The 24,101-nt window shown below is 71.6% G+C and carries 29 protein-coding genes; 24 read left to right on the forward strand and 5 right to left on the reverse strand.

Annotation, left to right across the window (positions count from 1 at the left end):
- Positions 1–276: 276 nt before the first annotated feature.
- Entirely contained in the window at positions 277–2,427 is a 2,151-nt protein-coding gene (pbpC, locus tag ACSQ2G_RS19815) for a multimodular transpeptidase-transglycosylase PbpC (protein WP_436033814.1), read from the reverse strand.
- Positions 2,428–2,496: 69 nt separating this feature from the next.
- On the opposite strand from pbpC, the gene ACSQ2G_RS19820 reads away from it, so the two are divergent.
- Both ACSQ2G_RS19820 and ACSQ2G_RS19825 read left to right on the forward strand, forming a co-directional pair.
- A complete protein-coding gene (locus tag ACSQ2G_RS19820; RefSeq protein ID WP_436033816.1) occupies positions 2,497–2,982 on the forward strand; it encodes a YcgN family cysteine cluster protein in 486 nt (161 codons plus the stop codon).
- A 71-nt stretch (positions 2,983–3,053) separates the two neighbouring features.
- A complete protein-coding gene (locus ACSQ2G_RS19825; RefSeq protein WP_436033818.1) occupies positions 3,054–3,497 on the forward strand; it encodes a hypothetical protein in 444 nt (147 codons plus the stop codon).
- A 22-nt stretch (positions 3,498–3,519) separates the two neighbouring features.
- Here ACSQ2G_RS19825 and ACSQ2G_RS19830 read toward each other — a convergent pair whose 3' ends face one another.
- Positions 3,520–3,747 carry a DUF4287 domain-containing protein gene (locus ACSQ2G_RS19830; protein ID WP_056753285.1) on the reverse strand — a complete coding sequence of 76 codons (228 nt, stop codon included), beginning with the start codon at positions 3,745–3,747 and terminating at the stop codon, positions 3,520–3,522.
- 197 nt (positions 3,748–3,944) lie between these two features.
- Here ACSQ2G_RS19830 and ACSQ2G_RS19835 point away from each other — a divergent pair, with 197 nt between their 5' ends.
- Entirely contained in the window at positions 3,945–4,502 is a 558-nt protein-coding gene (locus ACSQ2G_RS19835) for a sugar O-acetyltransferase (protein WP_436033820.1), read from the forward strand.
- A 36-nt stretch (positions 4,503–4,538) separates the two neighbouring features.
- Here the strand turns inward: ACSQ2G_RS19835 and ACSQ2G_RS19840 are convergent, their stop codons facing one another.
- The gene (locus tag ACSQ2G_RS19840; RefSeq protein ID WP_436033822.1) at positions 4,539–5,051 is read right to left on the reverse strand and encodes a hypothetical protein; all 513 of its coding nucleotides are present in this window, start codon (positions 5,049–5,051) and stop codon (positions 4,539–4,541) included.
- A gap of 259 nt (positions 5,052–5,310) precedes the next feature.
- On the opposite strand from ACSQ2G_RS19840, the gene ACSQ2G_RS19845 reads away from it, so the two are divergent.
- Together ACSQ2G_RS19845 and ACSQ2G_RS19850 are read left to right on the forward strand one after the other, a co-directional pair.
- Positions 5,311–5,766, forward strand: coding sequence for a hypothetical protein (locus ACSQ2G_RS19845; RefSeq protein WP_436033824.1), 456 nt, complete (start codon positions 5,311–5,313; stop codon positions 5,764–5,766).
- On the forward strand, positions 5,720–6,901 hold the full coding sequence (locus ACSQ2G_RS19850) for a DNA-packaging protein (protein WP_436033825.1): 1,182 nt from the start codon (positions 5,720–5,722) through the stop codon (positions 6,899–6,901). Before ACSQ2G_RS19845 ends, ACSQ2G_RS19850 begins: the two co-directional genes overlap by 47 nt.
- 4 nt (positions 6,902–6,905) lie before the next feature.
- Here the strand turns inward: ACSQ2G_RS19850 and ACSQ2G_RS19855 are convergent, their stop codons facing one another.
- Positions 6,906–7,370, reverse strand: a complete 465-nt coding sequence (locus tag ACSQ2G_RS19855) for an endonuclease domain-containing protein (RefSeq protein WP_436033827.1) — start codon at positions 7,368–7,370, stop codon at positions 6,906–6,908.
- Between the two features lie 122 nt (positions 7,371–7,492).
- Between ACSQ2G_RS19855 and ACSQ2G_RS19860 the strand changes: the two genes are divergently transcribed.
- The 13 genes from ACSQ2G_RS19860 to ACSQ2G_RS19920 all read left to right on the forward strand — a co-directional run bounded on the left by ACSQ2G_RS19860 (position 7,493) and on the right by ACSQ2G_RS19920 (position 14,965).
- Positions 7,493–8,650 (forward strand): phage portal protein, encoded by a 1,158-nt coding sequence (locus ACSQ2G_RS19860; protein ID WP_436033829.1) that lies wholly within the window; start codon positions 7,493–7,495, stop codon positions 8,648–8,650.
- Positions 8,651–8,816: 166 nt separating this feature from the next.
- On the forward strand, positions 8,817–9,059 hold the full coding sequence (locus ACSQ2G_RS19865; RefSeq protein ID WP_057186487.1) for a hypothetical protein: 243 nt from the start codon (positions 8,817–8,819) through the stop codon (positions 9,057–9,059).
- A 145-nt stretch (positions 9,060–9,204) separates the two neighbouring features.
- Positions 9,205–9,663, forward strand: coding sequence for an HK97 family phage prohead protease (locus ACSQ2G_RS19870; RefSeq protein WP_436033831.1), 459 nt, complete (start codon positions 9,205–9,207; stop codon positions 9,661–9,663).
- Positions 9,664–9,760: 97 nt separating this feature from the next.
- Positions 9,761–10,987, forward strand: coding sequence for a phage major capsid protein (locus ACSQ2G_RS19875; protein ID WP_436033833.1), 1,227 nt, complete (start codon positions 9,761–9,763; stop codon positions 10,985–10,987).
- 149 nt (positions 10,988–11,136) lie between these two features.
- On the forward strand, positions 11,137–11,406 hold the full coding sequence (locus ACSQ2G_RS19880) for a head-tail connector protein (protein WP_436033835.1): 270 nt from the start codon (positions 11,137–11,139) through the stop codon (positions 11,404–11,406).
- Positions 11,403–11,819, forward strand: coding sequence for a DUF3168 domain-containing protein (locus tag ACSQ2G_RS19885; protein ID WP_436033837.1), 417 nt, complete (start codon positions 11,403–11,405; stop codon positions 11,817–11,819). The genes ACSQ2G_RS19880 and ACSQ2G_RS19885 overlap by 4 nt, the downstream gene beginning before the upstream one ends.
- Before the next feature lie 15 nt (positions 11,820–11,834).
- Positions 11,835–12,251: a phage major tail protein, TP901-1 family gene (locus tag ACSQ2G_RS19890; protein ID WP_436033839.1), complete on the forward strand. Its 417-nt coding sequence runs from the start codon at positions 11,835–11,837 to the stop codon at positions 12,249–12,251.
- Positions 12,252–12,424: 173 nt separating this feature from the next.
- On the forward strand, positions 12,425–12,718 hold the full coding sequence (locus tag ACSQ2G_RS19895; protein ID WP_436033841.1) for a GTA-gp10 family protein: 294 nt from the start codon (positions 12,425–12,427) through the stop codon (positions 12,716–12,718).
- Positions 12,715–12,912, forward strand: a complete 198-nt coding sequence (locus tag ACSQ2G_RS19900; protein WP_436033843.1) for a phage tail assembly chaperone — start codon at positions 12,715–12,717, stop codon at positions 12,910–12,912. The genes ACSQ2G_RS19895 and ACSQ2G_RS19900 overlap by 4 nt, the downstream gene beginning before the upstream one ends.
- Entirely contained in the window at positions 12,909–13,457 is a 549-nt protein-coding gene (locus ACSQ2G_RS19905) for a phage tail tape measure protein (protein WP_436033845.1), read from the forward strand. The genes ACSQ2G_RS19900 and ACSQ2G_RS19905 overlap by 4 nt, the downstream gene beginning before the upstream one ends.
- 382 nt (positions 13,458–13,839) lie before the next feature.
- Positions 13,840–14,034 carry a type II toxin-antitoxin system HicA family toxin gene (locus tag ACSQ2G_RS19910; protein WP_436034048.1) on the forward strand — a complete coding sequence of 65 codons (195 nt, stop codon included), beginning with the start codon at positions 13,840–13,842 and terminating at the stop codon, positions 14,032–14,034.
- Entirely contained in the window at positions 14,031–14,540 is a 510-nt protein-coding gene (locus ACSQ2G_RS19915) for a type II toxin-antitoxin system HicB family antitoxin (protein WP_436033847.1), read from the forward strand. Before ACSQ2G_RS19910 ends, ACSQ2G_RS19915 begins: the two co-directional genes overlap by 4 nt.
- A complete protein-coding gene (locus ACSQ2G_RS19920) occupies positions 14,537–14,965 on the forward strand; it encodes a DUF6941 family protein (protein WP_436033849.1) in 429 nt (142 codons plus the stop codon). Before ACSQ2G_RS19915 ends, ACSQ2G_RS19920 begins: the two co-directional genes overlap by 4 nt.
- Before the next feature lie 20 nt (positions 14,966–14,985).
- Here ACSQ2G_RS19920 and ACSQ2G_RS19925 read toward each other — a convergent pair whose 3' ends face one another.
- Positions 14,986–15,438 carry a DUF805 domain-containing protein gene (locus ACSQ2G_RS19925; RefSeq protein WP_436033851.1) on the reverse strand — a complete coding sequence of 151 codons (453 nt, stop codon included), beginning with the start codon at positions 15,436–15,438 and terminating at the stop codon, positions 14,986–14,988.
- Positions 15,439–15,725: 287 nt separating this feature from the next.
- On the opposite strand from ACSQ2G_RS19925, the gene ACSQ2G_RS19930 reads away from it, so the two are divergent.
- From ACSQ2G_RS19930 to ACSQ2G_RS19955, 6 genes are all read left to right on the forward strand, one after another.
- Positions 15,726–16,358, forward strand: a complete 633-nt coding sequence (locus ACSQ2G_RS19930; protein WP_436033853.1) for a phage distal tail protein, Rcc01695 family — start codon at positions 15,726–15,728, stop codon at positions 16,356–16,358.
- Positions 16,358–17,008, forward strand: coding sequence for a baseplate hub domain-containing protein (locus ACSQ2G_RS19935; RefSeq protein WP_436033855.1), 651 nt, complete (start codon positions 16,358–16,360; stop codon positions 17,006–17,008). Before ACSQ2G_RS19930 ends, ACSQ2G_RS19935 begins: the two co-directional genes overlap by 1 nt.
- 160 nt (positions 17,009–17,168) lie before the next feature.
- A complete protein-coding gene (locus ACSQ2G_RS19940; protein WP_436033857.1) occupies positions 17,169–17,621 on the forward strand; it encodes an NlpC/P60 family protein in 453 nt (150 codons plus the stop codon).
- 10 nt (positions 17,622–17,631) lie between these two features.
- Positions 17,632–21,441, forward strand: coding sequence for a baseplate multidomain protein megatron (locus ACSQ2G_RS19945; RefSeq protein WP_436033859.1), 3,810 nt, complete (start codon positions 17,632–17,634; stop codon positions 21,439–21,441).
- Between the two features lie 85 nt (positions 21,442–21,526).
- The gene (locus tag ACSQ2G_RS19950; protein ID WP_436033861.1) at positions 21,527–22,474 is read left to right on the forward strand and encodes a DnaJ C-terminal domain-containing protein; all 948 of its coding nucleotides are present in this window, start codon (positions 21,527–21,529) and stop codon (positions 22,472–22,474) included.
- Between the two features lie 76 nt (positions 22,475–22,550).
- Positions 22,551–23,948, forward strand: coding sequence for a glycoside hydrolase family 5 protein (locus ACSQ2G_RS19955; protein WP_436033863.1), 1,398 nt, complete (start codon positions 22,551–22,553; stop codon positions 23,946–23,948).
- The last annotated feature ends 153 nt before the right edge of the window (positions 23,949–24,101 follow it).

The raw sequence follows: 24,101 nt of genomic DNA on the forward strand, positions 1-24,101 counted from the left end.
GCTCGTCGGGGATGACAGCGGCTTTGATCATGAGCAGGTAGCGAACGGCAGGGGCCCCGTCCGATACAAATCGGTGGCGCGACTGTGTCTTTCTGGTCTCGATGGAACCGGAGCCGTCGTCGCGATCGGATCTAATCGGTGTCATCCCGGAAAGCGCGCAGCGCTTGTCCGGGACCCAGGGCGGCTGCACGGCTTTGGCCCGGTCCCCTGGGTCCCGGACAGCCTCTGCGAGGCTTCCGGGATGACAACGTCAGATGACGACGATTGGGGGCGCCCCTAATACGGCAGCTGTTCCGGCGCGGGCGCCGGCCCGGGCGCCGCGACCTCGGGCATGGTGGTCGGCTCCAGCGCCGAGGCCGAGCGGGCGAACTCGGCGGCCAGGGTCTCATAGAAGCCGTTGCGGGGATCGGGCGTGGACAGGGGCGCCGGGTCGGCCAGCAGCCAGGGGAAGTCGCGCACCGCCAAGCCCTCGTGGGCGGCCAGCATGTAGCGCCGCCAGATGCTGGCCGGCATGTCGCCGCCGACCACCTTGTTCATCGGCCGGTCGTCGTCGTTGCCGACCCAGACGCCGGTCACGTAGTCGGGGGTGAAGCCCACGAACCAGGCGTCGCGCCAGTTCTGGCTGGTGCCGGTCTTGCCCGCCGCCGGCCAGCCGAACGCCGCCCGCCGGGCCGTGCCGACCTCGACCACCTTCTTCATCATCTTGACCATCATGCTGGCCTTGCTGATGTCGTAGACGCTGGCCGGGACCGCCGGCGCGGAATGGGCGAAGATCGCCTGGCCGTCCTGGGTGGCGATGCTCTCGATCACATAGGGCTCGATCCGCAGGCCGCCCTGCTGGAACACCTGGAAGCCCGAGGTCAGCTGCAGCAGGTTCACCTCATAGGCCCCCAGCGCCACCGACAGGTCGGGATTGGAGGGCAGGGTCGTGATCCCGAACCGCCGGGCCAGGTCGCCGATCGCTGGGCCGCCGGCCTCCTGGGCCAGCTTGACGGCGATGGTGTTGATCGAATTGACCAGGGCGTCCTGCACGGTCATCGGGCCGCGATAGCCGCCGCCATAGTTCTCCGGCCTCCAGGACCCGAACCGCACCGGGCCGTCGACACGGATGTCGGTGGGCAGCACGCCCTTCTCCAGGGCCGCGGCGTAGACGAACGGCTTGAAGGTCGAGCCCGGCTGGCGGCGGGCCTGGACGGCGCGGTTGAACGGGCTCTCGACATAGTCGGTCCCGCCGACCATGGCCCGCACGGCGCCGTCGGCCGACAGCGACAGCAGGGCGGCCTGGCCGGCCCCGGCGTTCGCGCCGCCGACCTGGATGGTCTGGCGGACGGTCTCGGCGCCCACGTGCTGCAGGCGCGGGTCGATGGTCAGGCGCACCACCAGGTCGGGGGCGTTCTGGCCGGCGATGCGCACGGCCTCGGCGGTGGCGTAGTCCAGAACCCAGCCGTAGTCGCCCTCGTCGGCCACGGCCAGGGGCGACAGCCGGGGGGTGTCCTCCAGGGCCCGGCGCTCCTGCTCGGCGGTGATCCAGCCCTCCTTGCGCATGTTGGCCAGGACCAGGCGCGAACGGGCCAGGCCGCCGCTCATGTCGCGGGTCAGGGCCAGGCGCGAGGGGGCCTTGGGCAGGCTGGCCAGCAGGGCGGCCTCCGACAGGGTCAGCTGGCTGGCGGGCTTGCCGAAATAGGTGCGCGACGCGCCGTCCACCCCGAAGGTGTTGGCCCCGAAGAACACCCGGTTCAGGTACAGCTCCAGCACCTCGTCCTTGGTCAGGATCCGCTCCAGCCGGTGGGCCATCAGGATCTCCTGCAGCTTGCGCTTGACCGTCCGGTCGGGGGTCAGGAACAGACCCTTGGCCAGCTGCTGGCTCAGGGTCGAGGCGCCCTGCACCGTGCGGCCGGCCTGGTGGTTGACCCAGGCCGCGCGGACGATGCCGTAGGGGTCGATCGCCCCGTGCTGGTAGAACCGCTTGTCCTCGGCGGCCAGGAAGGCCAGGGGCACGTAGTTGGGCACGCCGGACAGGCCGATCCGCTGGCCGTAGCGCGGGCCGCGGCTGGCGATCACCTGGCCGTTGCGGTCCTCGAACCGGATGCCCGGCGCGCGGTTGACCGCGAACAGCGCCTCGCGCGAGGGCAGGGCCGGGGTGTCGCGCAGATAGGTCCACCAGACATAGCCCGCGCCCGCTCCGCCGGCGACGGCCGGCAGGATCAGGGCGACCAGGGCGGCGATCACGATCCAGCGGCCCCGGCGGGCGCGGGCCTTGGCCTTGGCGTGCTCGAGGTCGGCGCGGAACGGCTCTTCCGGCTTCGGCGGTTTGGGCGGTCCGGACGGGGGCGGAGGCGGCGCCGAGCCGAAGGCCGGCGGCGCGGCCGGCGGGCGCGCCGGCTTGTCGTCGTCGAACCGATAAGGCGGGAGCGTCCAGTCGTTCACGTGCGTCCTATGGTCCGTCCTGGCCTTCACCCGTTTGTCGCGGGCGCGAATTGGGTTTAGGACGCCGCCATGATGGCGCGCAAACCTTTCTGGGAGACGAAGTCCCTACACCAGATGACGGTCCCCGAGTGGGAAAGCCTGTGCGACGGCTGCGGCCTGTGCTGCCTGGTCCGCTTCGAGGACGAGGACACCGGCGAGATCATCCCCACCCGCGTGCACTGCCAGCTGTTCGACGAGCACCGCTGCAGCTGCAGGGACTATCCCAACCGCCGCAAGACCGTGCCCGACTGCATCAAGCTGACGCCGCACAACATTGAGACCCTGGAATGGATGCCGCCGTCCTGCGCCTATCGCCGGCTGCACGAGGGCAAGACCCTGCCCGACTGGCACCCGCTGGTCACCGGCGATCCGGACAGCACCCACAAGGCCGGGATCTCGGTGCGCGACCAGACGGTGTCGGAGCTGAGCTTTGAGGACCCGGAAGACGCCATGGACTTCGTGGCCACCGACCTGATGGTCGACAAGGGCGACCTGACCTACGACCCGGAGGACTGAGGCCGCCGCTGGAGGCCCCTTGAACCGCTTGATCCCAGGGCCACCTTGAGCTGAAGCTTGGAGCGGACCCCATGGCCCTGTTGATGTTCACGGCGCTGCTGCTGCTGGCCTGGGGCGCGTCCCGCGATCGGGCCGGCCCGCTGTGGCGATGGCTGGTCCTGGCGCCGGCCGCCTGGCTGGACCTTCTCCGTCCGCGCGATCTGATCGCCCTGGCGCTGTTCCTGCTGATCGCGCCGGTGCTCACGCAGATGGCCATGCCCGGCCTGGCCATGGTGCTGGCCGTCGATCTGGCGGCCTGGATCGAGGTCACCGCCGCCGTGCTGATCGTCGCGCGCCTCGCGCCCGGCTGGAGCTCCCTGCGCGCGACCGTGGCCCGGGCGGTCAAGGGCTGGCCGGCCCGGATCGGCGGCGCGGCGCGGCGTCTGGCCGTCCGCGCCGCCCGGCGTCCACCAGCCCGGCGTCCGCCCGGGCGGACGGGCCCGGACGAGGACGGCGCGGGATGGGCGTTCGCCTGAGCGCGCCCGACAGGCCGGACGGTCAGTCGCCCGGTTTCCGCTTGCCCGACAGCAGGGCGTAGATCGCCATGGCGTGGCCGTGGCCCAGGCCCAGCGTTCCCTTGCCCCAGTCCACCACCTGGCCGGCCTTGACCGCGGGCTTGAGCCGGCCGCCGTCGGACAGGCCGGCCGTGTCGGCGGCGGCCTTCAGGGCGTCGGCGTCGAGGCCGGTCTTGGCCTGGATGGTGTCGAGATAGGCTTGGAAGGACATGGCGCGGCTCCGTGCGGCGGGTGTTTGACCAAGGACGGTTCGCGGCGGCCCAGTCCTACAGCGGACGGAGTTTTAGTCCTTCACGACTGTCCGCCGGCGCGACGTTGGAGCGGGCCGGATTTGCCACGCTGAACACGGTCGCCCCGTGGCGACAGTCGCCGAATCCCGGCACGCCTGTCCCCCGCAGGAGACGCCCCATGGCCGACGACGACCGCACCCGGTTCATTCCCCGACGAACGCCCGAGTCCGCGGCCATGGCGGCCAATGTCCGGCGGGCCATGGCGCTGACCGCCGCCCTCAACCGTCTGACCTATGACGACGCCGACCAGGTCCGCGCCCTGTTCAGCGAGCTGACCGGCCAGGCCGTGGACGCCGGCTTTTGCCTGATCCCGCCGTTCTACACCGAGAGCGGCGTCCACATCCGGGTCGGGCGCGACGTGTTCGTCAACCAGAACTGCACCTTCTACGACCTGGGCGGCATCGACATCGGCGACGCGGTGATGATCGGGCCGAACGTCAGCCTGATCACCTCGGGCCACCCGATCGAACCCTCGCGGCGGCGTGAGGGCGTCGTCGCCAAGCCCATCGTCATCGAACGCAACGTCTGGATCGCGGCCGGGGCGACGGTGATCGGCGGCGTCACCGTCGGCGAGAATTCGGTGGTCGCCGCCGGCGCGGTGGTCACCCGCGACGTCCCGCCCGACACCTTGGTCGCCGGCAACCCGGCCCGGGTGGTCCGGTCGATCGCGGAGTAGGGGAGACTGTTGGAAGGGAACTCAGGACCTAAGGGATCAATCCCAGTCGCCGTCGTTGATCTTGGAAATCAAATCCTCGTCGAGGTTCATGACGGCCTCGGCGAGCGCGTGCCACCCTTTGGACACGGCCATCGCCGCTGTCGCGGCGATCGTCATGTCCTGGTCCCAACGGTCCTCGCGATGGGCGACGACGCAGTCGAACAGGCGTCCGATAGCCGTGTCATAGGCGGCTTTCAGAAAGCTTGGCGTGGCGGGTCCACGGCCATTGACCCGCGCCACGTCGACCGACGCCGGAAGCAGGAAGAAGCTGAAATCGATCGGACCGGTCTTCGACAGGGCGATCTCGACGATGTGGGGGATCGCCGCATAGGACGCGCTGTAGACGTCGCCTTGGTGACAAAGGCTCGACCAAAGCGTGAACCACGGCTCGTCCCTTGGTCCTTGCTGCGCCGGGCGCTCCGCCAACCGGCGAAGCAGGTCGGGAATGTCCGCCGCCTGGCCGTAGGCGTGGGAGAGTTCGGACCAGCGGCTGTCATCGAGTTCGAGCATGGCTGCAGGCATCTCACGGCGGAGCCGCCATGCCAATGTCCGGCCGGCTGCGGCGAGATGGTCGCGAACGGACGCCATTCGCTAGCTGGTTCGTGCGTACATCGCCTCCACTGACGCCCATGACGGGGATACAGCCGCGTCCATCCTCGGCGTTCAGCGACTCAACGTCAACGAAATCAACGCCCTAAACTTTCTCGACCAAACTTATCAGCGGCGCCCGCTGCTCCCGTATCTTTGTGTCATGGCCGGGAGAAGCGAGATGAGCCCCGAACAGAAGATGCGAGACGCCGATCTGGAGCTGGTCGAGGTCCACGTCGCCAACGTCCGGCGGATCAAGGGCGGCGAGGCCGAATCCTCCAAGGCCGAACTCAATGGACTGGTCGCCGGCGCCGCCCTGGCCAGCCGTCGCCTCAGCGGCGCCCTGGTGATGAGCCGCAAGGGCGTGGCCAACCCGGCCGAGGCGGCCTCGGCGCCCAGGACGCCGCCCGCCAACGAAAACGAAACCGACGCCAAGCTGGAGACGGAAATGGATGACGACACTGGTCGAACCCCCGAGCGGGTGGAGCAAGTTCGAGCCGAGATCCGACGCCGACTGGGCGTGGTTGAGATCGCCCGAGAATCTAAATCTGTGGACGGAGCTGGCGCCGTGGACGCTGGTGGAGCGCTGCATGGCGGCGTGGCGAGCCCCGGCCCCGCACCAGGCGCCCCCGCCTGATCCCTGGACCACCTGGCTGTTCCTGGGCGGACGCGGGGCGGGCAAGACCTTCGCGGGAGCCTCTTGGATCAAGCAGCAGGCCGCCCGCGGCGCCAACCTGGCCCTGGTCGGTCCCACCTTCCACGACGTGCGCGAGGTGATGATCGAGGGCCCGTCCGGGATCAAGAGCCTCTACCCGCCCGGCGAGCGCCCGAAATGGCAGGCCAGCCGCCGGCGGCTGGAGTTCGGCAACGGCGCCGTCGCCCAGGCCTTTTCGGCCGAGGACCCCGACAGCCTGCGCGGACCGCAGTTCCACGCCGCCTGGGCCGACGAGTTCTGCGCCTGGCCCCGGCCGGCCGAGACCCTGGCCATGCTGCGCTTCGGCCTGCGCCTGGGGACCGATCCGCGCCTGGTGGTCACCACCACGCCGCGGCCGATCCGCGCCCTGCGCAACCTGATCGCCGAGCCGGGCGCGGCCCAGACCCGGGCCCCGACCCGCGCCAACGCCGACCACCTGGCGCCGGCCTTCCTGTCGACCCTGCTGGGCCTGTACGGCGGCACCCGCCTGGCCGCCCAGGAGCTGGACGGCCTGATCGTCGAGGGCGAGGGCGGGCTGTTCCGGGCCGAGGACCTGGCCCGCTGCCGCGGCGCGCCGCCGGCCCGCTTCGAGCGGGTGGTCGTGGCCGTCGATCCGCCGGCCACGGCGGGCGGCGACGCCTGCGGCATCGTGGTCTGCGGGCGTTTTGACGGGCGGGCCTTCGTGCTGGCCGACCACACCGCGCGGGGCCTGTCGCCCAACGGCTGGGCCCGCCGCGCGGTCGAGGCGGCCGTGCGCTGGTCGGCCGACGCCCTGGTGGCCGAGGCCAACCAGGGCGGCGACATGGTCCGCTCGGTCCTGGCCCAGGCCGCGCCGCCGTGCGCGGTCAAGCTGGTCAAGGCCTCGGTCGGCAAACGCGCCCGGGCCGAGCCGGTGGCGGCCCTGTACGAGCAGGGCCGCGTGATCCACTGCGGGGCCTTCCCGGCCCTGGAGGAGGAGCTGATGGCCCTGGGCTCGGGCGACCTGGACCACAGCCCGGACCGGGCGGACGCCCTGGTCTGGGCGGTCAGCGAGCTGATGCTGGGGGTGGGGAGAAGGCCGAGGTTGAGCGTGTTGTGAAGCGTCAAGACACTCCCCCCACCGTCGGCTTCGCCGACACCTCCCCCACAGGGGGAGGATCGAGAAAACTCAGCCCCTCCCCCTGTGGGGGAGGTGGCCCGAAGGGCCGGTGGGGGGCGTGTTCGGCCAGGTCGGACCGTATGGCGGCGACCGCGATGTCCACGTCTTCCAGCACCCATTGGGCCGGTATGCGCAGGGTGCGGACGCCGCGCTCGGCCATCCATGCGTCCCGCACGGCGTCGCGCTGGGGTTGGTCGCCCATCTCGTGGGCGGAACCATCGACCTCGATCGCGAGGCGGGCCGAAGCGCAGAAGAAATCGAAGACATAGGGCCCCATCGGGTGCTGTCGACGGAAGCGCAAGCCGTCCAGCTGCGAGCCCCGCAGGGCCGTCCACAGGATTTTCTCCGGAAGGGACATGTCCTTCCTCAGTTCGCGGGCCCTGGCGATGAAGGCCTTGGGTTCTCGCATGCCGTTCCACTCCCCCCACCGATCGCTCCGCGATCGCCTCCCCCACAGGGGGAGGACCTGTTGAGCTGACAGGCTCAACTCTAACATGTTCCTTATTTGTTCTCAACCCACGCGAGGCGCCCATGCCCCTGTTCAAACCCCGCCGCCCAACCCCGAAAAAGGCGCCGGAGGCCAAGGACTCCCGGGCCGCGCGGCTGATCGCCCTGACCACGGCCGGGCGGCCGCGGTGGACGCCGCGGGACTATGGCGCCCTGGCGTCGGAGGGCTTCGGCAAGAACCCGATCGCCTATCGCTGCGTGCGGATGATCGCCGAGGCGGCCGCGGCCGTGCCGCTGTCGGTGTTCGTCGGCGGCCGGCGGGCCGACGACCATCCGCTGCGCCGGCTGCTGCAGGCCCCCAACCCCGAACAGGGCGGGGCCGACCTGATGGAGGCGTTCTTCGGGCACCTGCAGGTGGCGGGCAACGGCTACCTCGAGGCCTCGGGAGACGACGTCCCGACCGAGCTCTACGCCCTGCGGCCCGACCGGATGACCGTCGTGCCCGGCCCGCGCGGCTGGCCGCTGGCCTATGACTACCAGGTCGCCGGCCGCACGGTGCGGATCGGCCGCGACGCCGCCGGCTGGCTGCCGGTGCTGCACCTGAAGCTGTTCAACCCCACCGACGACCACTACGGCTTCTCGCCCCTGGAGGCGGCGGCCTTCGCCATCGACGTGCACAACGCCTCGGGGGCCTGGAACAAGGCCCTGCTCGATAATTCCGCGAGGCCGTCCGGGGCCCTGGTCTACGCCAACCGCGAGGCCGGCGACCGGCTGTCGGCCGAGCAGTTCGACCGGCTGAAGGCCGAGCTCGGCGACGCCCACGCCGGCACGGCCAACGCCGGCCGGCCGCTGCTGCTGGAGGGCGGGCTGGACTGGCGGCCGATGTCGCTGAGCCCCGCCGACATGGACTTCATCGCCGGCAAGCACGCCGCCGCCCGCGAGATCGCCCTGGCCTTCGGCGTGCCGCCCCAGCTCCTCGGCATCCCGGGCGACTTGAGTTACGCCAACTACCGCGAGGCCAACGGGGCGTTCTGGCGCCACACGGTGGTGCCGCTGGCCGAGCGGGCGGCGCGGGCCCTGTCGGTATGGCTGGCGCCGAAGTTCCCCGGCGCGCGGATCGCCTGCGACCTGGACGCCGTGCCGGCCCTGTCGGCCGAGCGCGACACCCTGTGGGCGCGGCTGGAGGGGGCCAGTTTCCTGACCGACGCCGAGCGTAGGCGGCTGGCGGGGCTGGAGGGCTAAATCCTCCCCCTGTGGGGGAGGTGTCGGCGCAGCCGACGGTGGGGGGAGTGGCCGGAGATGCCCAGCCCCGAATTGACGACCCGATCACTCCCCCCACCGGCCTTCGGCCGCCTCCCCCACAGGGGGAGGGTCTAGGTGCGCCGACCTCACCTTCCAGGAGACACCCATGACATCACCCAACCGCTGGCGGCTCGACCGCCAGGTCTCGCTCGGCCTGCTGGTCGCCGTGGCCCTGCAGGCCGCCGCCGCCCTGATGTGGGCCGGGCGGGCCAGCGCGCGGATCGACGACCTGCGCCAGCGCCTCGACGCCCAGGCCCCGGTCGCCGAACGCCTGGCCCGCCTGGAGACCCAGGCCGACGCCACCCGGGCGGCCCTGGCCCGGATCGAGAGCAAGCTGGACCGGCCTTAGCGTCCGACGCCGCAGGCCCCCTCCGGCCCTCCGGGCCACCTCCCCCAGAGGGGGAGGATCAACTGGCGCTCAGATGCTGCCCCTCTGGGGGAGCTGTCGCGGAGCGACTGAGGGGGTCTTCCACCGTCTCCAAACTGGAGCCCTCATGACTCAAGACCTCCCCATCGAAGGCCACGCCTCCCTCTTCTGGACGCGCGACCTCAACGACGACGTCGCCGCCTCGGGCGCCTTCGCCGCCAGCCTGGCCCGCACCGGTCCGGCCGGCGTCAAGATGCTGCACCAGCACGACGACGCCGAGCCGGTGGGCGTCTGGGACGAGATCAAGGAAGACGCGACGGGCCTCTACGTCCGCGGCCGCATCCTGCGCGCGACGCCGCGCGGAAGGCTGGTCGCCGCCCTGGTCGAGGCCGGCGCCCTGGACGGCCTGTCGATCGGTTTCCGCGCGGTGAAGGCCCGGCTGGACGACACCGGCCGCCTGCGGGTGCTGACCCAAGTGGAGTTGTGGGAGGTGTCGATCGTCACTTTTCCAATGCTGCCTGGGGCGCGGCTCAAGCAATCCTCCCCCCGTGGGGGAGGTGGCCCGGAGGGCCGGAGGGGGGAGTGATCCGCCTCTCGAAAACTCCCCCCACCGATCGCTGCGCGATCGCCTCCCCCACTGGGGAGGACCTGTTCCTCGACGACTTCACAAACCGGAGACTCCCATGAAGGAAACCAAACAGGCCGCGGCCTCGCCGGAGGCCCGCGCCGCCTTGCACGAGGTGCTGGCGGCGTTCGAGGGCTTCAAGGCCGCCAACGACCAGCGGCTGGCCGCGCTGGAGACCAAGCGGGCCGACGTGCTGCTGGAGGAGAAGGTCGCGCGCATCGACGACGCCGTCTCCCAGGCCCAGGCGCGGCTGGACCGCGTGCTGGCCGACGCGCGTAGACCCTCGATTGGCGGTGACGCGCCGCTGGCGCGGGTCGACGAGCGCAAGGCCGCCTTCGACCGCTACATCAAGACCGGCGAGACCCCGTCTCTGCTGCTGGAGGCCAAGGGCCTGTCCGAAGGCGTGGCCACGGCCGGCGGCTATGTGGCTCCGGCCGAGCTGGAGCGGCAGATCCTGCGCCGCCTGCAGGCCACCTCGCCGATGCGCGACATCTGCCAGGTGCGCACCATCGGGGCCGGTACGTTCCGCAAGCCGGTGTCGACGGCCGGCCTGGCCGCCAGCTGGGTGGCCGAGACCGCCGTCCGGCCCGAGACCGCCGCCCCGACCCTGGACGTCATCGACTTCCCGGCCGGCGAGCTCTACGCCAGCCCGGCCGCCACCCAGGCCCTGCTCGACGACGCCTATGTCGACATCGACGAGTGGCTGGCGGAGGAGGTGCAGGACGCCTTCGCCGCCCAGGAGACCGCCGCCTTCGTCGCCGGCGACGGGGTCAACAAGCCCAAGGGCCTGCTGGCCTACACCGCCGCGGCCGACGCCTCGGCGACCTGGGGCCAGGTCGGCTATCTCGCCACCGGCGTGGCCGGCGCCTGGCCGGCCTCGAACCCGACCGACAAGCTGATCGACCTGATCTACGCGGCCAAGACCCAGTACCGCCAGAACGGCCGCTTCGTGATGAACCGCCGCACGGTCAGCGCCGTGCGCAAGTTCAAGGACGCCCAGGGCAACTACATCTGGAACGCCGCCCTGCAGCCGGGCCAGTCGGCGTCGCTGCTGGGCTATCCGGTCACCGAGATCGAGGCCATGCCCGACGTGGCTTCGAACGCACTCGCCATCGCCTTCGGCGATTTCGAAAAAGGCTACCTGATCGTCGACCGGGCCGGGGTGCGGGTCCTGCGCGACCCCTATTCGGCCAAGCCCCACGTGCTGTTCTACACCACCAAGCGGGTCGGCGGCGGGGTGCAGAACTTCGACGCGATCAAGCTGCTGAAGTTCGCGGTTTCGTAGCCGCGGGCGGACGCCCTAATACTCCCCCCTCCGTCGGCTGCGCCGACACCTCCCCCACGGGGGGAGGATTTCGTGATCGCTCCTCTCCCTGTGGGGGAGGTGGTCCGAAGGACCGGAGGGGGGAGTCCCTTCCTTCCAGGAACCCCCACATGCCCCTCTCCATCACCCTGGCCGAGGCCAAGGGCTTCCTGCGCGTGGCCGACGCCGCCGAGGACGCCCTGGTCGGCCTGCTGGTCGACGCCGCCGAGGCCCGCGTCGCCGCCGCCACGGGCCTGGCCCTGACGCCGGCCAGCCCCGCGCCGCTGCGCCTGGCCGTGCTGCGCCTGGTCGCCCACGCCTACGAGCACCGCGACGACTCCGAACCGCCGCCCAACCTGGTCGAGGCCTGGCTGGCCCCGTACCGGGAGGCCCGGCTGTGAGCGGCCCCGGCAATTTGAGCCCCGACGCGGCGATCGCCGCCGCCCTGGTCGAGGCCCTGAAGGCCGCGCCCGCCGTCTCGGCCCTGGTCGCCGCCCGGGTCCACGCCGACCCGCCGCGCCATCCGGTCTATCCCTGCGTCAGCCTGGGCCGCCAGGAGAGCCGGCCGGCCGGACCGGACGCCGACGCCCTGGAGCACCTGCTGACCCTGACCTGCGCCAGCAAGTTCGGCGGACCGGAGGAGGCGCGCGCCGTCACCTCGGCGGTCCGGGCGGCCGTGCACAACGCCCCGCTGGCCGTCGCCGGCCGCCGCCTGGTCACCCTGCGCGTCACCTATGCCGACGTCTTCCGCGCCGCCGACCGCGAGCTGTCGCTGGGCGTGCTGCGGGTGCGGGCGGTGACCGAAGCCCTCTAGCGAAAGGAACTCCCCATGGCCGCCCAAGCCGGCAAAGACATCCTGCTGAAGATCAGCGACGGCGCGCCGACGCCGACCTTCACCACCGTGGCCGGCCTGCGGGCCCGCACGATCAGCCTCAACGCCCAGACGATCGACGCCACCGACGGCGACAGCGCCGGCCGCTGGCGCGAGCTGCTGGCCGGGTCGGGCGTGCGCTCGGTCGCGGTCTCTGGCGGCGGCGTGTTCCGCGACGCGGCGTCCGACGCGGCGGTGCGCGACAGCTTCTTCGCCCAGACCGCCCGCGTGTGGCGCCTGGTGATCCCCGACTTCGTGCAGCTGGAGGGGCCGTTCCTGGTGGCGGCCCTGGAATACGCCGGCGACCACGACGGCGAGGCCGCCTTCGCCCTGTCCCTGGCCTCGGCCGGACCGGTGACGTTCACGGCGATCTAGGACTGCGGCCTTTGGTTCAGAAACGGCTGTCATCCCGGACGAGCGCGCAGCGCGAAGATCCGGGACCGACGCCTGAGCGCCGCGCTTCCGGCGGTCCCGGATCGGCGTTCGGCTTCGCCGGGCTTGTCCGGGATGACAACCGCTTCGGAACGCTCAATAGAACGGAAAACCCCATGCCTCTGACCCCCAACCCCGCCCGCGGCGAGGTCGTCGTCCCGCTGGCCGGATCGCCGCGCCGGTTGTGCCTGACGCTGGGCGCCCTGGCCCGGATCGAGGCGATCCTCGGCCTGGACGACTGGAGCGCCTTGCCCGAGCGGTTCGGCCGGCTGTCGGCGCGCGAGCTGCTGGCCGTGCTGGCCGCCCTGCTGGAGGGCGGCGGCGAGGATCCGGCGGTGCTGGACGCCGCGCCGGTGTCGGTCCCGCAAGCCGTCGCCGCGGTGGCCGCCGCCTTGGTCGCGTCCGCATGAAACCCCACTGGCGCGCGGCCCTGCGCCTGGCGAGCCTGCGGCTGGCCCTCGCGCCCGAGGCCTTCTGGCGGCTGTCCCTGGCCGAGTGGCGGGCCCTGGCCGAGGCGCCGGCCGCCCCGGTCCTGGACCGCGCGGCCCTGGACGCCCTGATCGCCCGCTTCCCCGACGATCCAATCCCTTGGGAGACCCCATGAGCGACTTCGATTCCCTTGATAGGGCAGGGGACGGCCTGGACGCCGTCCCCGCCCGGGCGACCGAGGCGGCCGCCGCCCTGTCGGCCCTGCGCGCCCCGGCCGAGCAGGCCGCCCGCGCGATCGACGAGGCCTTCTCCAAGGCCGGGACGGGCCTGGCCAAGTCGCTGGCCCACGCGGCCGCCGACGGCAAGGTCAGCCTGGCCGAGCTGGCGGGGGCGGTGCTGGACGCGGTGTCGAGCGGCCTGGGCGGCGGGTCGGGCGGCGGCGGGCTGGTCAAGGCCCTGGCCGGAGCGGTCGGCTCGGCCTTTTCGGGGGCCAGGGCGGACGGCGGCCCGGTCTTCGCCGGCGGCGCCTACCTGGTCGGCGAGCGCGGCCCCGAGCTGTTCCGCCCCGCCGGGGCCGGGGCGGTCGAGGCCCTGGGCGGCGGCGGGGTCAATGTGACCGTCAACGTCCAGGGCGGCGACACGGCCGGCCTGGCCCGCTCCGACGCCCAGCTGGCCCAGGCCCTGGCCCGGGCGGTCAGCCTGGGGGCGCGGCGGCTTTGAATCACAATGTCCATCACTTCGACTCCTGCGGAGAATCCGGGCGGCGTTTCCAGTGCATGTTGGTTGATTGGACCTGAGTTCCCCGAACAAGTCGATGATCCGACTTTGAGCGTCAAATCCGGGTAGGCATGTTGCCGAAGACTCGTCGAATTTCCACAAGGCGAGCGCCCGATCCACGGTCCCGGCACCGGAGGTGGTCATTCCTCTGTGCAAGATGTTCTCGCGCCCGTTGTGGCTGTCTTGTTCACACTCGCAAAAAGAGCTAGCGAAAAGGAAATCTCTAGCTTAACGAAGTTGGCGCCAGTCCGTGGTATCACCACCTACAAGCGGTAAGCATGCAAAGACGGTTGAGGCCATCTTCGCCGATCCTATCCGCAGCAACGTGCGATGGGATGACATCGAGGCGCTTTTTATCTCGATCGGCGGAACGATTTCCGAAGGTCGAGGGTCGCGCATGCGAGTGACAATCGAGGATGTGGATGCGAACTTTCATAGGCCGCATCCACGAAAGGAATGTGACAAAGGCGCGCTCAAATCTGTGAGGCGTTTTTTGACAGAAGTTGGATGCTGCCCATGACTACCGTAACGTTTAAGGGCTATGTCGCCTCCGTAGAATTAGATATGGAGGCCGGCATTCTGCATGGAGAGGTTATAAACACTCGCTCGGTTCTAACCTTCTCGACGGCTGATGCGTCCGCGATTATGTCGGAATTTGAAGCCACGATCGAAGATTACGAGCAGTGGTGCGTTGAACGGGGTGTCGAGCCCGAGAAGCCTTATTCAGGTACACTTTCTTTAAGGATGGGACCCGACCTTCATCGTGCTCTCGCTACAAGAGCGGCTGTGGTAGGTACGAGCCTGAACACGTTTTTGGTGAGCGCGCTTGAAAATTGTCTAAAGGCAGCTCCCGACCCTCATGCGGAAGCACTGGTTAAGCTCCAAGGCTCTATCGCTTCGTTGAGTGAGCGGCTGAACTCCCCAGCTCGGTATGAGCCGCGCGCTATTTTTACCTCAGATTCGAGCCCGGCTCCCATCACCAAAGCTCAGTCGACGACGGGCTTCAAAAGGGGAGTCCTGCAATGAGCAAGCCGTATAGAGTGGCAACAGCACTTCTCTGCGACGATGTGAGAATTGAGGAGGGGGGAAAGCCAATGATCATCGGGATTTCAAGTCCCGTCATTGGTTTTACGAAATTTCCCGCCAAGCCGCGAGTGTGGGTTGTGCCAATCATAGATGCTCTCGAGATTGGGGTATACCCGCTGTCGTTCCGTATTGTGAATGACGCCGGTGAAAAGGTCTTCGAGGCGGATGGCGCTTTTGACGCTGACGAAATCCTGAACGGAACCGTCGCGCCGCTGGGACCGTTCACCATTCCACTCGATGGGCCAGGGTCGTTTCGGCTTGAGGCAGGATCGGAAGGCGATTTCGACATCGTGCAAACTTGGCAAACGCGGCTCGAAAGTCCCGATCAGGCAGCGATAAAGACTACGGGCGACGAAGAAAAATAGGAGCGGCTTTCGGGCCGCCCCTAAGCCATCAGCGGCGTCAGCGGCGGTTCGCCATAACGGTTCTCGCCCGGCTGGCCCTCGGTCACGCCCACCCACAGGGTGAAGGCGGCCACGGCGATGAAAGCGATGGCGACGCTGACCAGCAGGCCGCCGACGCCGGCCAGGGCGGCCCAGTCGGTGTTGGTGATCTCGCCCAGGATCGCGCCGATGCCGATCGACATCGCCGAGCCGATGATCAGCACCGGCCCCAGCACGATCGGCAGCAGTTGCCACCAGCCGCTGCGGCCCATGTCGTGCAGGCGCTTGGTGCACAGGCAGACCCAGGCGAACACGGCGATCAGGCCGATCACCTGGCCGACCAGCGGGATCCAGCCGGCCACCACGTGGGCGCCCAGCAGCATCAGCCAGCCGATCCAGAACACCTGGCGGCCGATCCGGCCCTCGGCCGAGAAGAACAACGATTTCCAGTCCATTTCCAGCTCCCAATCCTGAGCCTGAGATTAGGGCCGGCGACGTCGCGGCTTAAGTGAATTGCAAGTCATGACGAGGGTTTAACCTCGGCCGGCTTGAACCCTCTCCCGGCGGGAGAGGGCGGGGCCCGCCGCGAAAGCGGTGGGAGGGTGAGGGATTACGCCCTCGCCGTCTTCGCACCGCCGCCCTGCCGGCGCGCCGGCCGCCCCACCACCCCCTCAGCCTCCCACGCCTGCGGCGCGGGCCCCTCCCTCGCCCCATGGGCGAGGGTTCGATGAAGGACATCTCCATGACCGCGTTCCACGAGACGCGCCTGCCCGCGCGGCTGGCCTTCGGCTGCACCGGCGGGGTCGAGCGGCGGACCCAGGTGACGACCCTGGCGTCGGGCTTCGAGCGGCGGTCCAGCCCCTGGGCCCAGGGGCGGCGGCGCTACCTGATCGGCACGGCGACGCGGCCGCTGGACGACGCCGCCGCCCTGGTCGTCTTCTTCGAAGCGCGGCGCGGGCGGCTGCATGGCTTCCGGTTCCGCGACCCGGCCGACTGCAAGTCGTGCGCGCCCTCGGCGACGCCGGCCGCCGCCGACCAGGCGCTGGGGACCGGCGACGGGGTCCGCAGGACCTTCGCCCTGGTCAAGACCTACGGAAGCGGCGAGACGGCGGTGGTCCGGCCGATCGCCAAGCCGGTGGCCGGCACGGTCAAGGTGGCGGTGGCCGGCGTCGCCCTGGCGGCGGGCGGCTTCACGGTCGACGCGGCCACCGGCCTGGTGACCCTGGCGAGCGCCCCGGCGGCCGGGGCGGCGGTCACCGCCGGCTTCGAGTTCGACGTGCCGGTGCGCTTCGACGGCGACCGCATCGACGTGACCCTGGAAGGCTTCAACGCCGCCCGGGTCGGGGCGGTGGCCCTGGTCGAGGTGCGGGTCTGATGCGCGCCGTTCCCGCCGACCTGGCCGACCGCATCGAAAGCGGCGCGGCCAGCCTGTGCCACGCCTGGATCCTGACCCGCGCCGACGGCGTCGTGCTGGGCTTCACCGACCATGACCGCGACCTGATGGTCGAGGGCGTGGCCTGCAAGGCGACCAGCGGCTGGACCGCGGGCGCGGCCGAGACGGCGGCCGGCTTCTCGCCGGGCCAGGCCGCGGCGGTCGGCGGCTTCGACGACGCGGCGCTGTCGGAGGCCGACCTGGCCGCCGGGCTCTATGACGGGGCGCGGGTCGAATGCCGGCTCGTCGACTGGTCGGCGCCGGGCCTGGGCGTGCGGCTGTGGTTGGCCCGGATCGCCGCCGCCAAGGCCGAGGGCGGGGCCTTCACCCTGGCCCTGGAGGGTCCGCTGGCGGCGCTGGACCGGGTGGCCGGACGCACCTTCGGCCGCTCGTGCGACGCGGCGTTCGGCGACGCCCGCTGCGGCGTCGACCCGGCCGCCTTCCCCGGCGCGACCTGCGACAAGCGCTGGGTCACCTGCCGGGCGGTGTTCGGCAACGGCCTGAACTTCCGCGGCTTCCCGACCGCGCCGGGCGAGGACTTCCTGACGCTGTACCCCAGCGAGGGGGAGCGGAACGATGGCGGGCGGCGGTGAGCCCCCTCTCGCTACCCAAAATGGTTGTCATCCCGGCCTCGGGTCGCGCAAGCGGCCCGCCTGACGGCGGGCGGGCGCAGCGCTTGTCCGGGATCCAGGTGAACCGCAAAGCGCCAGCCCAGTCCCCTGGGTCCCGGACAGCCCCTGCGGGGCTTCCGGGATGACAACGTTTTGTGTCGAGGATTCAGCAACCAGCCAACGCGCCCTCCACGAAGCCCGCCTCTGGCTCGGCACGCCCTACCAGCACCAGGCCTCCTTGCGCGGGGTCGGCTGCGACTGCCTGGGGCTGGTGCGCGGCGTCTGGCGGGCGCTCCACGGCCCTGAGCCGGAGGCGCCGCCGCCCTACCGTCCTGACTGGGCCGAGCTGGGCGGGCGCGAGCTGCTGGCCCAGGCCCTGGACCGCCGGCTGATCCGGCTGGACCCGGCCGCCGCCGGTCCGGGCGACGTGCTGCTGTTCCGCATGGCGCCGGACGCCCCGGCCAAGCACTGCGCGATCGCCTCGGCCGAGGACCGGATGATCCACGCCTATTGGGGCCGGGCCTGCGTCGAGAGCTGGCTGGGCCGCTGGTGGCGCGAGCGGCTGGTCGCGGCCTTTCGTTTTCCCGAACCCTGAAGGACACCCCATGGCCCAGGTCATTCTCTCCGCCGTCGGCACGGCCGTGGCGGGTCCCGTCGGCGGCGCGATCGGCCTGGCGGTCGGGGCGGCGATCGACAGCGCCGCGATCAACGCCCTGACCCCGGCCCGCCGGGTCGGGCCGCGCATTCCCGAGCTGCGGCTGTCGGGGGCGGCCGAGGGCGCGCCGATGGCGGCGGTGTTCGGTCGAGCCCGGGTCGCCGGCCAGGTGATCTGGGCCGCGCGGTTCAAGGAGCGCTGGGTCGACGGCCGGTCCGGCGGCGGGAAGGGCGCGCGCACCACCAGCGCCGCCTACAGCCTGTCGTTCGCCGTCGCCGTCTGCGAGGGGCCGATCGACGGCATCGGCCGGGTCTGGGCCGACGGCAAGCCGATGGACATGGTCGGGGTGGTCATGCGCGTCCACACCGGGGCCGAGGACCAGGGGCCCGACCCCCTGATCGCCGCCGTCGAGGGCGAGGCTCCCGCCTATCGCGGCACGGCCTATGTGGTGTTCGAGGACCTGCCGCTGGGCGCCTACGGCAACCGCCCGCCGCAGCTGTCGTTCGAGGTGTTCCACCGTCCGCACGCCAGCGACGCGCCAGCCGGCATCGAGGAACGCCTGAAAGGCGTCTGCCTGATCCCGGGCGCGGGCGAGTTCGTCTACGCCACCGACCTGGTGATGCGCCGCGACGGCCTGACCCGGACCACGGCCGAGACCCTGAACAACACCGAGGGCCGCCCCGACCTGGTGGTGTCGCTCGACCAGCTCCAGGCCCAGCTGCCCCATGTCGAGGAAGTGACCCTGGTGGTCGCCTGGTTCGGCGACGACCTGCGCTGCGGGTCGTGCGCGATCCGGCCCAAGGTCGAGCAGGCGGCCAAGACGACGATCCCGTTCGACTGGCGGGTCAACGGCGTCGACCGGGCGGGCGCGGCGGTGGTCTCCACGAACGGCGGCGGCCCGGCCTATGGCGGCACGCCGGCCGACAGGGCCGTGCTGCAGGCCATCGCCGAGCTGAAGCGGCGCGGGCTGAGGGTCACCCTCTATCCGTTCGTGCTGATGGACGTGCCGGCCGGCGACGCGCTGCCCGACCCCTATGGCGGCGCGCGGCAGGGGGCCTATCCCTGGCGCGGCCGGATCAACTGCCATCCCGCGCCCGGCCGGCCGGGCTCGCCCGACAAGACCGCCGCGGCCGGGGCGCAGGTCGCCAGCCTGTTCGGCGCCGCCACGGCGGGCCAGTTCGGCGTCGACGACGGCTTGCCGACCTATACGGGTGCGGCCGGCGACTGGGGCCTGCGGCGGATGCTGCTGCACTACGCCAAGCTGGCCCAGCTGGCGGGCGGGGTGGACAGCTTCATCCTGGGCTCGGAGCTGCGCGGCCTGACCACGGTGCGCGACGGCCCCTCGTCCTATCCGGCCGTGAGCGCGCTGAAGAGCCTGGCCGGCGAGGTCCGGTCGCTGCTGGGGCCGGCGACGAAGCTGGGCTACGCCGCCGACTGGAGCGAATATTTCGGCCACCAGCCGGGCGACGGTTCCGGCGACGTCCACTTCCACCTCGACCCGCTGTGGAGCGACGCCAATATCGATTTCGTCGGGATCGACTTCTACCCGCCGATGGCCGACTGGCGCGACGGCGACGCGCACCTGGACGCGGCGCTGGGCGGGCCGCACGACGTCGACTACCTGCGCGCCAACCTGGTCGGCGGCGAGGGCTTCGACTGGTTCTACGCCTCCGACGCGGCGCGGGCGGCCCAGGTCCGCGCCCCGATCACCGACGGCGCCTATGGCGAGCCGTGGGTGTTCCGGCCCAAGGACCTGCTGTCCTGGTGGAGCAACCCGCATTTCAACCGCCCCGGCGGCGTCCGCGCTTCGACGCCGACCGCCTGGGTTCCCCGGTCCAAGCCGCTGCGGCTGGTCGAGTTCGGCTGCGGCGCGGTCGACAAGGGCGCCAACGCCCCGAACCTGTTCGTCGACCAGAAGAGCGCCGAGAGCGCCCTGCCGCCGTTCTCGGACGGGACCCGCGACGAGGTCGGCCAGCGGCGGGCGCTGGAGGCGGTGCTGGCCCACCTGGCCGACCCGGCGACCAACCCGGTGTCGCCGGTCTATGGCGGGCCGATGATCGAGGCTGCGGCCGCCTGGTGCTGGGACGCCCGGCCGTTCCCCGACTTCCCGGCCCGGAGCGGCGTCTGGGCCGACGGGCCCAACTGGACCCTGGGCCACTGGCTGAACGGCCGGGCCGGGATCGCGCCGCTGCCCGAGCTGGTCGCCGCCCTGGCCCAGCGCGCGGGCGTGGCGATCGATCCGGGCGAGGCCGGCGGGGCCATCGTCGGCTATGTGGTCGACCGGCCGATGCGGCTGCGCGACGCCCTGGGTCCGCTGCTGGAGGCCTTCGCCCTGGATCCGGTCGAGCGCCAGGACGGCGTCGCGCTGGCCGGCCGCTCGGGCCCGGCGGCCCTGGCCCTGGGCGACGACGACCTGGCCTGGCCGGAGGACCGCGCCGCGCCGCTGAGCGCCGGCCGGACCCTGGCCGCCCCGGTCCAGGCCCTGCGCCTGCGCTTCATCGACGCCGCCCGCGACTACCAGACCGGGTCGGTGATCGTGCGTCGCGAGGACGGGGAGGGCAGCGCCGACCTCGACGCGCCGCTGGTGCTGGCCGCCGCCGACGCTCGGGCCGTGGCCGAGCGCCTGTTGGCCGCCGCCGATCCGCGCGAGGCGACCGTCCACCTGTCGCCCCTGGCCGCTCTGCGCCTGGAGCCTGGCGATCGGCTTGTGCTGGACAGCGCGACCTGGCGGGTGACCCGGGTCGACCTGGACGAACATCCCCGCGCCCAGCTGGTCCCGACGGCCGATCCGGTGCGGGTCGGCGGCGACCTGGACTGGTCGCCGACCGCGCCGCGCGAGGTTCCCGGCCCGCCGGTCCTGCGGGTCCTGGACTTGCCGGGCCAGGCCGACGAGCGGCCGCTGGTCGCGGTGGCCGCCTCGCCGTGGCGGGCCTTCGACGTCCATGCCGGCGCGGGGCAGGAGGCCCTGCGCGTGCGGGCCACGGCCGGCGTCCCGGCCACGGTGGGTGTCATCCTGTCGGACCTGCCGGCCGGGCCGCTGCACCGCTTCGACCGCGCCACGCGGCTGACCGTGCGGCTGGAGGGCTCCGCGCCCGCCAGCCGCGACCGCTCCGCGGTCCTGGCCGGGGCCAACGCCCTGGCGGTGCAGGGCGCGAACGGCGCGTGGGAGATCCTGCAGTTCCTGACCGCCGAACCGGTGGGCCCCGACGCCTGGACCCTGTCGGGCCTGCTGCGCGGCCAGGCCGGCAGCGACCCGGCCGTGGCCGCCTTGACCCTCGCCGGGGCGGCGGTGGTGGTGCTGGACCAGGCCCTGGTCCGCGCCGACCTGGTCCTGGCCGAGCGCGGCCTGCCGCTGACCTGGCGCGCCGCCCCGGCCGGCGGGCCGGCCTCGGGCCCCTCGATGAGCCAGACGGTCCAGACCTGGCGCGGCCTGTCGGCCCGTCCCTGGTCGCCGGTCCATCTGCGCGCGCGGAGCCAGGGCGGCGACACGCTGGTGACCTGGATCCGCCGCGCCCGCCTGGCCGGCGACGGCTGGGACGCCGAGGTTCCGCTGGGCGAGGAGCGCGAGGTCTATCGCGTCGAGGTCCTGGACGGCGAGACCGTGGTCCGCGCCGCCGAGACCACCACGTCGAGCTTCACCTACGCCGCCGCCCAGCGCGCCGCCGATTTCCCCGCTGGACCGACCGGGCCCCTGGCTGTCAGGGTCGCCCAGGGCTCGGCCCTGTTCGGCTGGGGCGCGATGTCACGGACCTTGCTGTGATAATAATGCAACATAACGCTTGCGCGCCGCGCCGAACGGCCTAATTGAGGCGTTCCGCCTGTTTGAACTGACGTGAGGAGCCTCCTTGGCGCGCGACCCCTATCTGGAGCTTGGCGTTTCCCGCACCGCGAGCGCGGCGGAAATCCGCAAGGCGTTCCACAAGCTCGCCAAGCAGCATCACCCCGACGCCAACAAGGGCGACAAGAAGTCGGAAGAGAAGTTCAAGCAGGTCAGCGCCGCCTTCGACATCCTGGGCGACGCCGACAAGCGCAAGAAGTTCGACGCCGGCGAGATCGACGCCGACGGCCGCGAGACCATGCGCGGCGGCTTCGGGGCGGGCGGCGGCAACCCGTTCGGGGCCGGCTTCGGCGGACGCGGCGGCGGCTTCCGCAGCAGCGGCGGCGGCGAGGGGCCCGAGATCGACCTCAACGACCTGTTCGGCGACATCCTGGGCCGCAATCGCGGCGCGGGGGCCGGGGCGGGCGGCGGCTTCGGCGGCGGCGGCTTCGCGGCCAGGGGCGCCGACGTGCGCGCCCGGCTCGACATCGACCTGGAAGAGGCGATCAAGGGCGGCAAGAAGCGCGTGGCCTTCTCGGACGGCCGCACGATCGACGTCACCATCCCGGCCGGCGCCCAGGAAGGCCAGACCTTGCGCCTGAAGGGCCAGGGCAGCCCCGGCCGCGGCGGGCAGGGCGACGCCCTGATCGAGCTGGCCATCAAGCCGCACCCGATCTACCGGCCCGAGAACGGCGCCCTGGTGATGGACCTGCCGGTCAGCGTCCCCGACGCGGTGCTGGGCGGCAAGGTCGAGGCCCCCACGCCCGACGGCCCGGTGACCCTGACCGTCCCCAAGGGCTCCAACACCGGCGCCAAGCTGCGGCTCAAGGGCCGCGGCCTGGCCGACGCCAAGGGCCACCGCGGCGACCTGTTCGCGCGCCTGGTGGTGACCCTGCCGGACGCGCCGGACGTGGAGCTGGAGAAGTTCGCGGAGGCGTGGCGGGAGAAGCGGCCGTATTCGCCGAAGCGGCGGTAGGGGACGGCCAGCCCCGAGCGCTTGGCAAGCGCGTCGGGGTGGGGTCAAATCCACCCTGCGTAGAGCGGGGATGTGCATGTCGAACCGAATCTGGCCTCTGGCGGCCGGCGTCGCCGTCCTGGCGTCGCTGTCGTGTTCATCGGCGCGCGCCGAGACTCCCGCGCCCGTCGAGGCGCGGGCGATCGGTGACTGGGTCGGCTCCATCGAGGAGGCGGAGGGCAAACGCTTCCGGGTCGCGCTGCATGTCGGCCATCAGGCCGGCGCCCTGGCGGGCGTGATCGACAGCCCCGACCAGGGCGCCTTCGGCCTGCCCATCGCCAATATCCGGGCCGAGGGCGACGCCCTCGCCTTTGACCTGACCTCGGTGGGCGGCCGCTATGAGGGCCGGTGGGACGCCGCGCGCCAGGCCTTCGTGGGGGCGTGGAGCCAGGGCGGCGCGACGACCCCCCTGGCCTTGACCCGAGGCGGCTATCCGTTCCAGTTCGGCGGACGCTGGGACGATCCGATGGTCCTGGGCTTTTCCTACGCGCCGGCCAAGGCCGCGCTCGCCCGGGTCGGACCCCGCCTGCGGGCCGGCAAGTGCATCAACATGTCCGACATGCTGGACGCGCCGACCGAAAACGCCTGGGGCCCGCCGATCGCCGAGGACGATTTCAGGATCCTCCGCGCGGCCGGCTTCACGACGGTGCGGATCCCGGTGGCCTTCTCGGCCCACGCCGCCGAGACGCCGCCCTACGCGATCGATCCGGCGTTCCTGGCCCGCGTGCGACATGTGGTCGACCTAGCGAGCGCTTCGGGCCTGCAGGTCATGCTGGACCTGCACAATTACGACGCGCTGATGCGCGACCCCGAAGGCCAGTCGGCCCGCTACACGGCCCTGTGGCGACAGGTGGCGGCCAGCTTCGCCCAGGCGCCGCCCAGCGTCTGGTTCGAGCTGCTCAACGAGCCCCACGACAAGCTGGACAACGACAATCTGGGCCGTCTCTACCGCCCGGCCCTGGCGGCGATCCGCGCGACCAATCCCCGGCGGACCGTGATCGTCGGGCCGCAGTGGAACAATCTGGACAAGATGCTGGCCTTCACGATGCCGGACGATCCCTATGTGACGCCCAGCTTCCACTATTACGATCCGTTCCTGTTCACCCATCAGGGCGCGCCCTGGGCGGACCCGACGCCGCCGATCGGCCGGCCGTTCGGCTCGGCCCAGGACAAGGCCGAGCTGGATAGCGCGGTCGACAAGGTCCGCGCCTATATCGCCCGTACCGGGCGCGTGCCGATCGTCGGGGAATACGGCGTGCAGGACGACCCGCGCGTGCCGCTGGCCCAGCGCATCCGCTACTACGGCGCGGTCAGCGCGGCGTTCGCCTCGGTCGGGGTCGACAGCTGCGCCTGGGGCTATCGCACGGGCTTTCGCCTCCGCGACGGCGACCACTGGCTGCCCGGCGCGGTGGAAGCGATCCAGGCGACGAGGTGAAGTCGGGGAAAGGGCGGGCGTTCAGGCTGACAAGTGCCCGGCGATCGTTCCGCCCCCGGGATAACCAACGCGATCCAGGGCGTTGTGGCCCAAGGAGCAACACCCCGCGCCGAATCCGTGACAGAACGACGTTGCCCGTCCATAACGGCCGTG

This window comes from Caulobacter sp. LjRoot300 (assembly GCF_964253875.1).
Classification (GTDB): Bacteria; Pseudomonadota; Alphaproteobacteria; order Caulobacterales; family Caulobacteraceae; genus Caulobacter.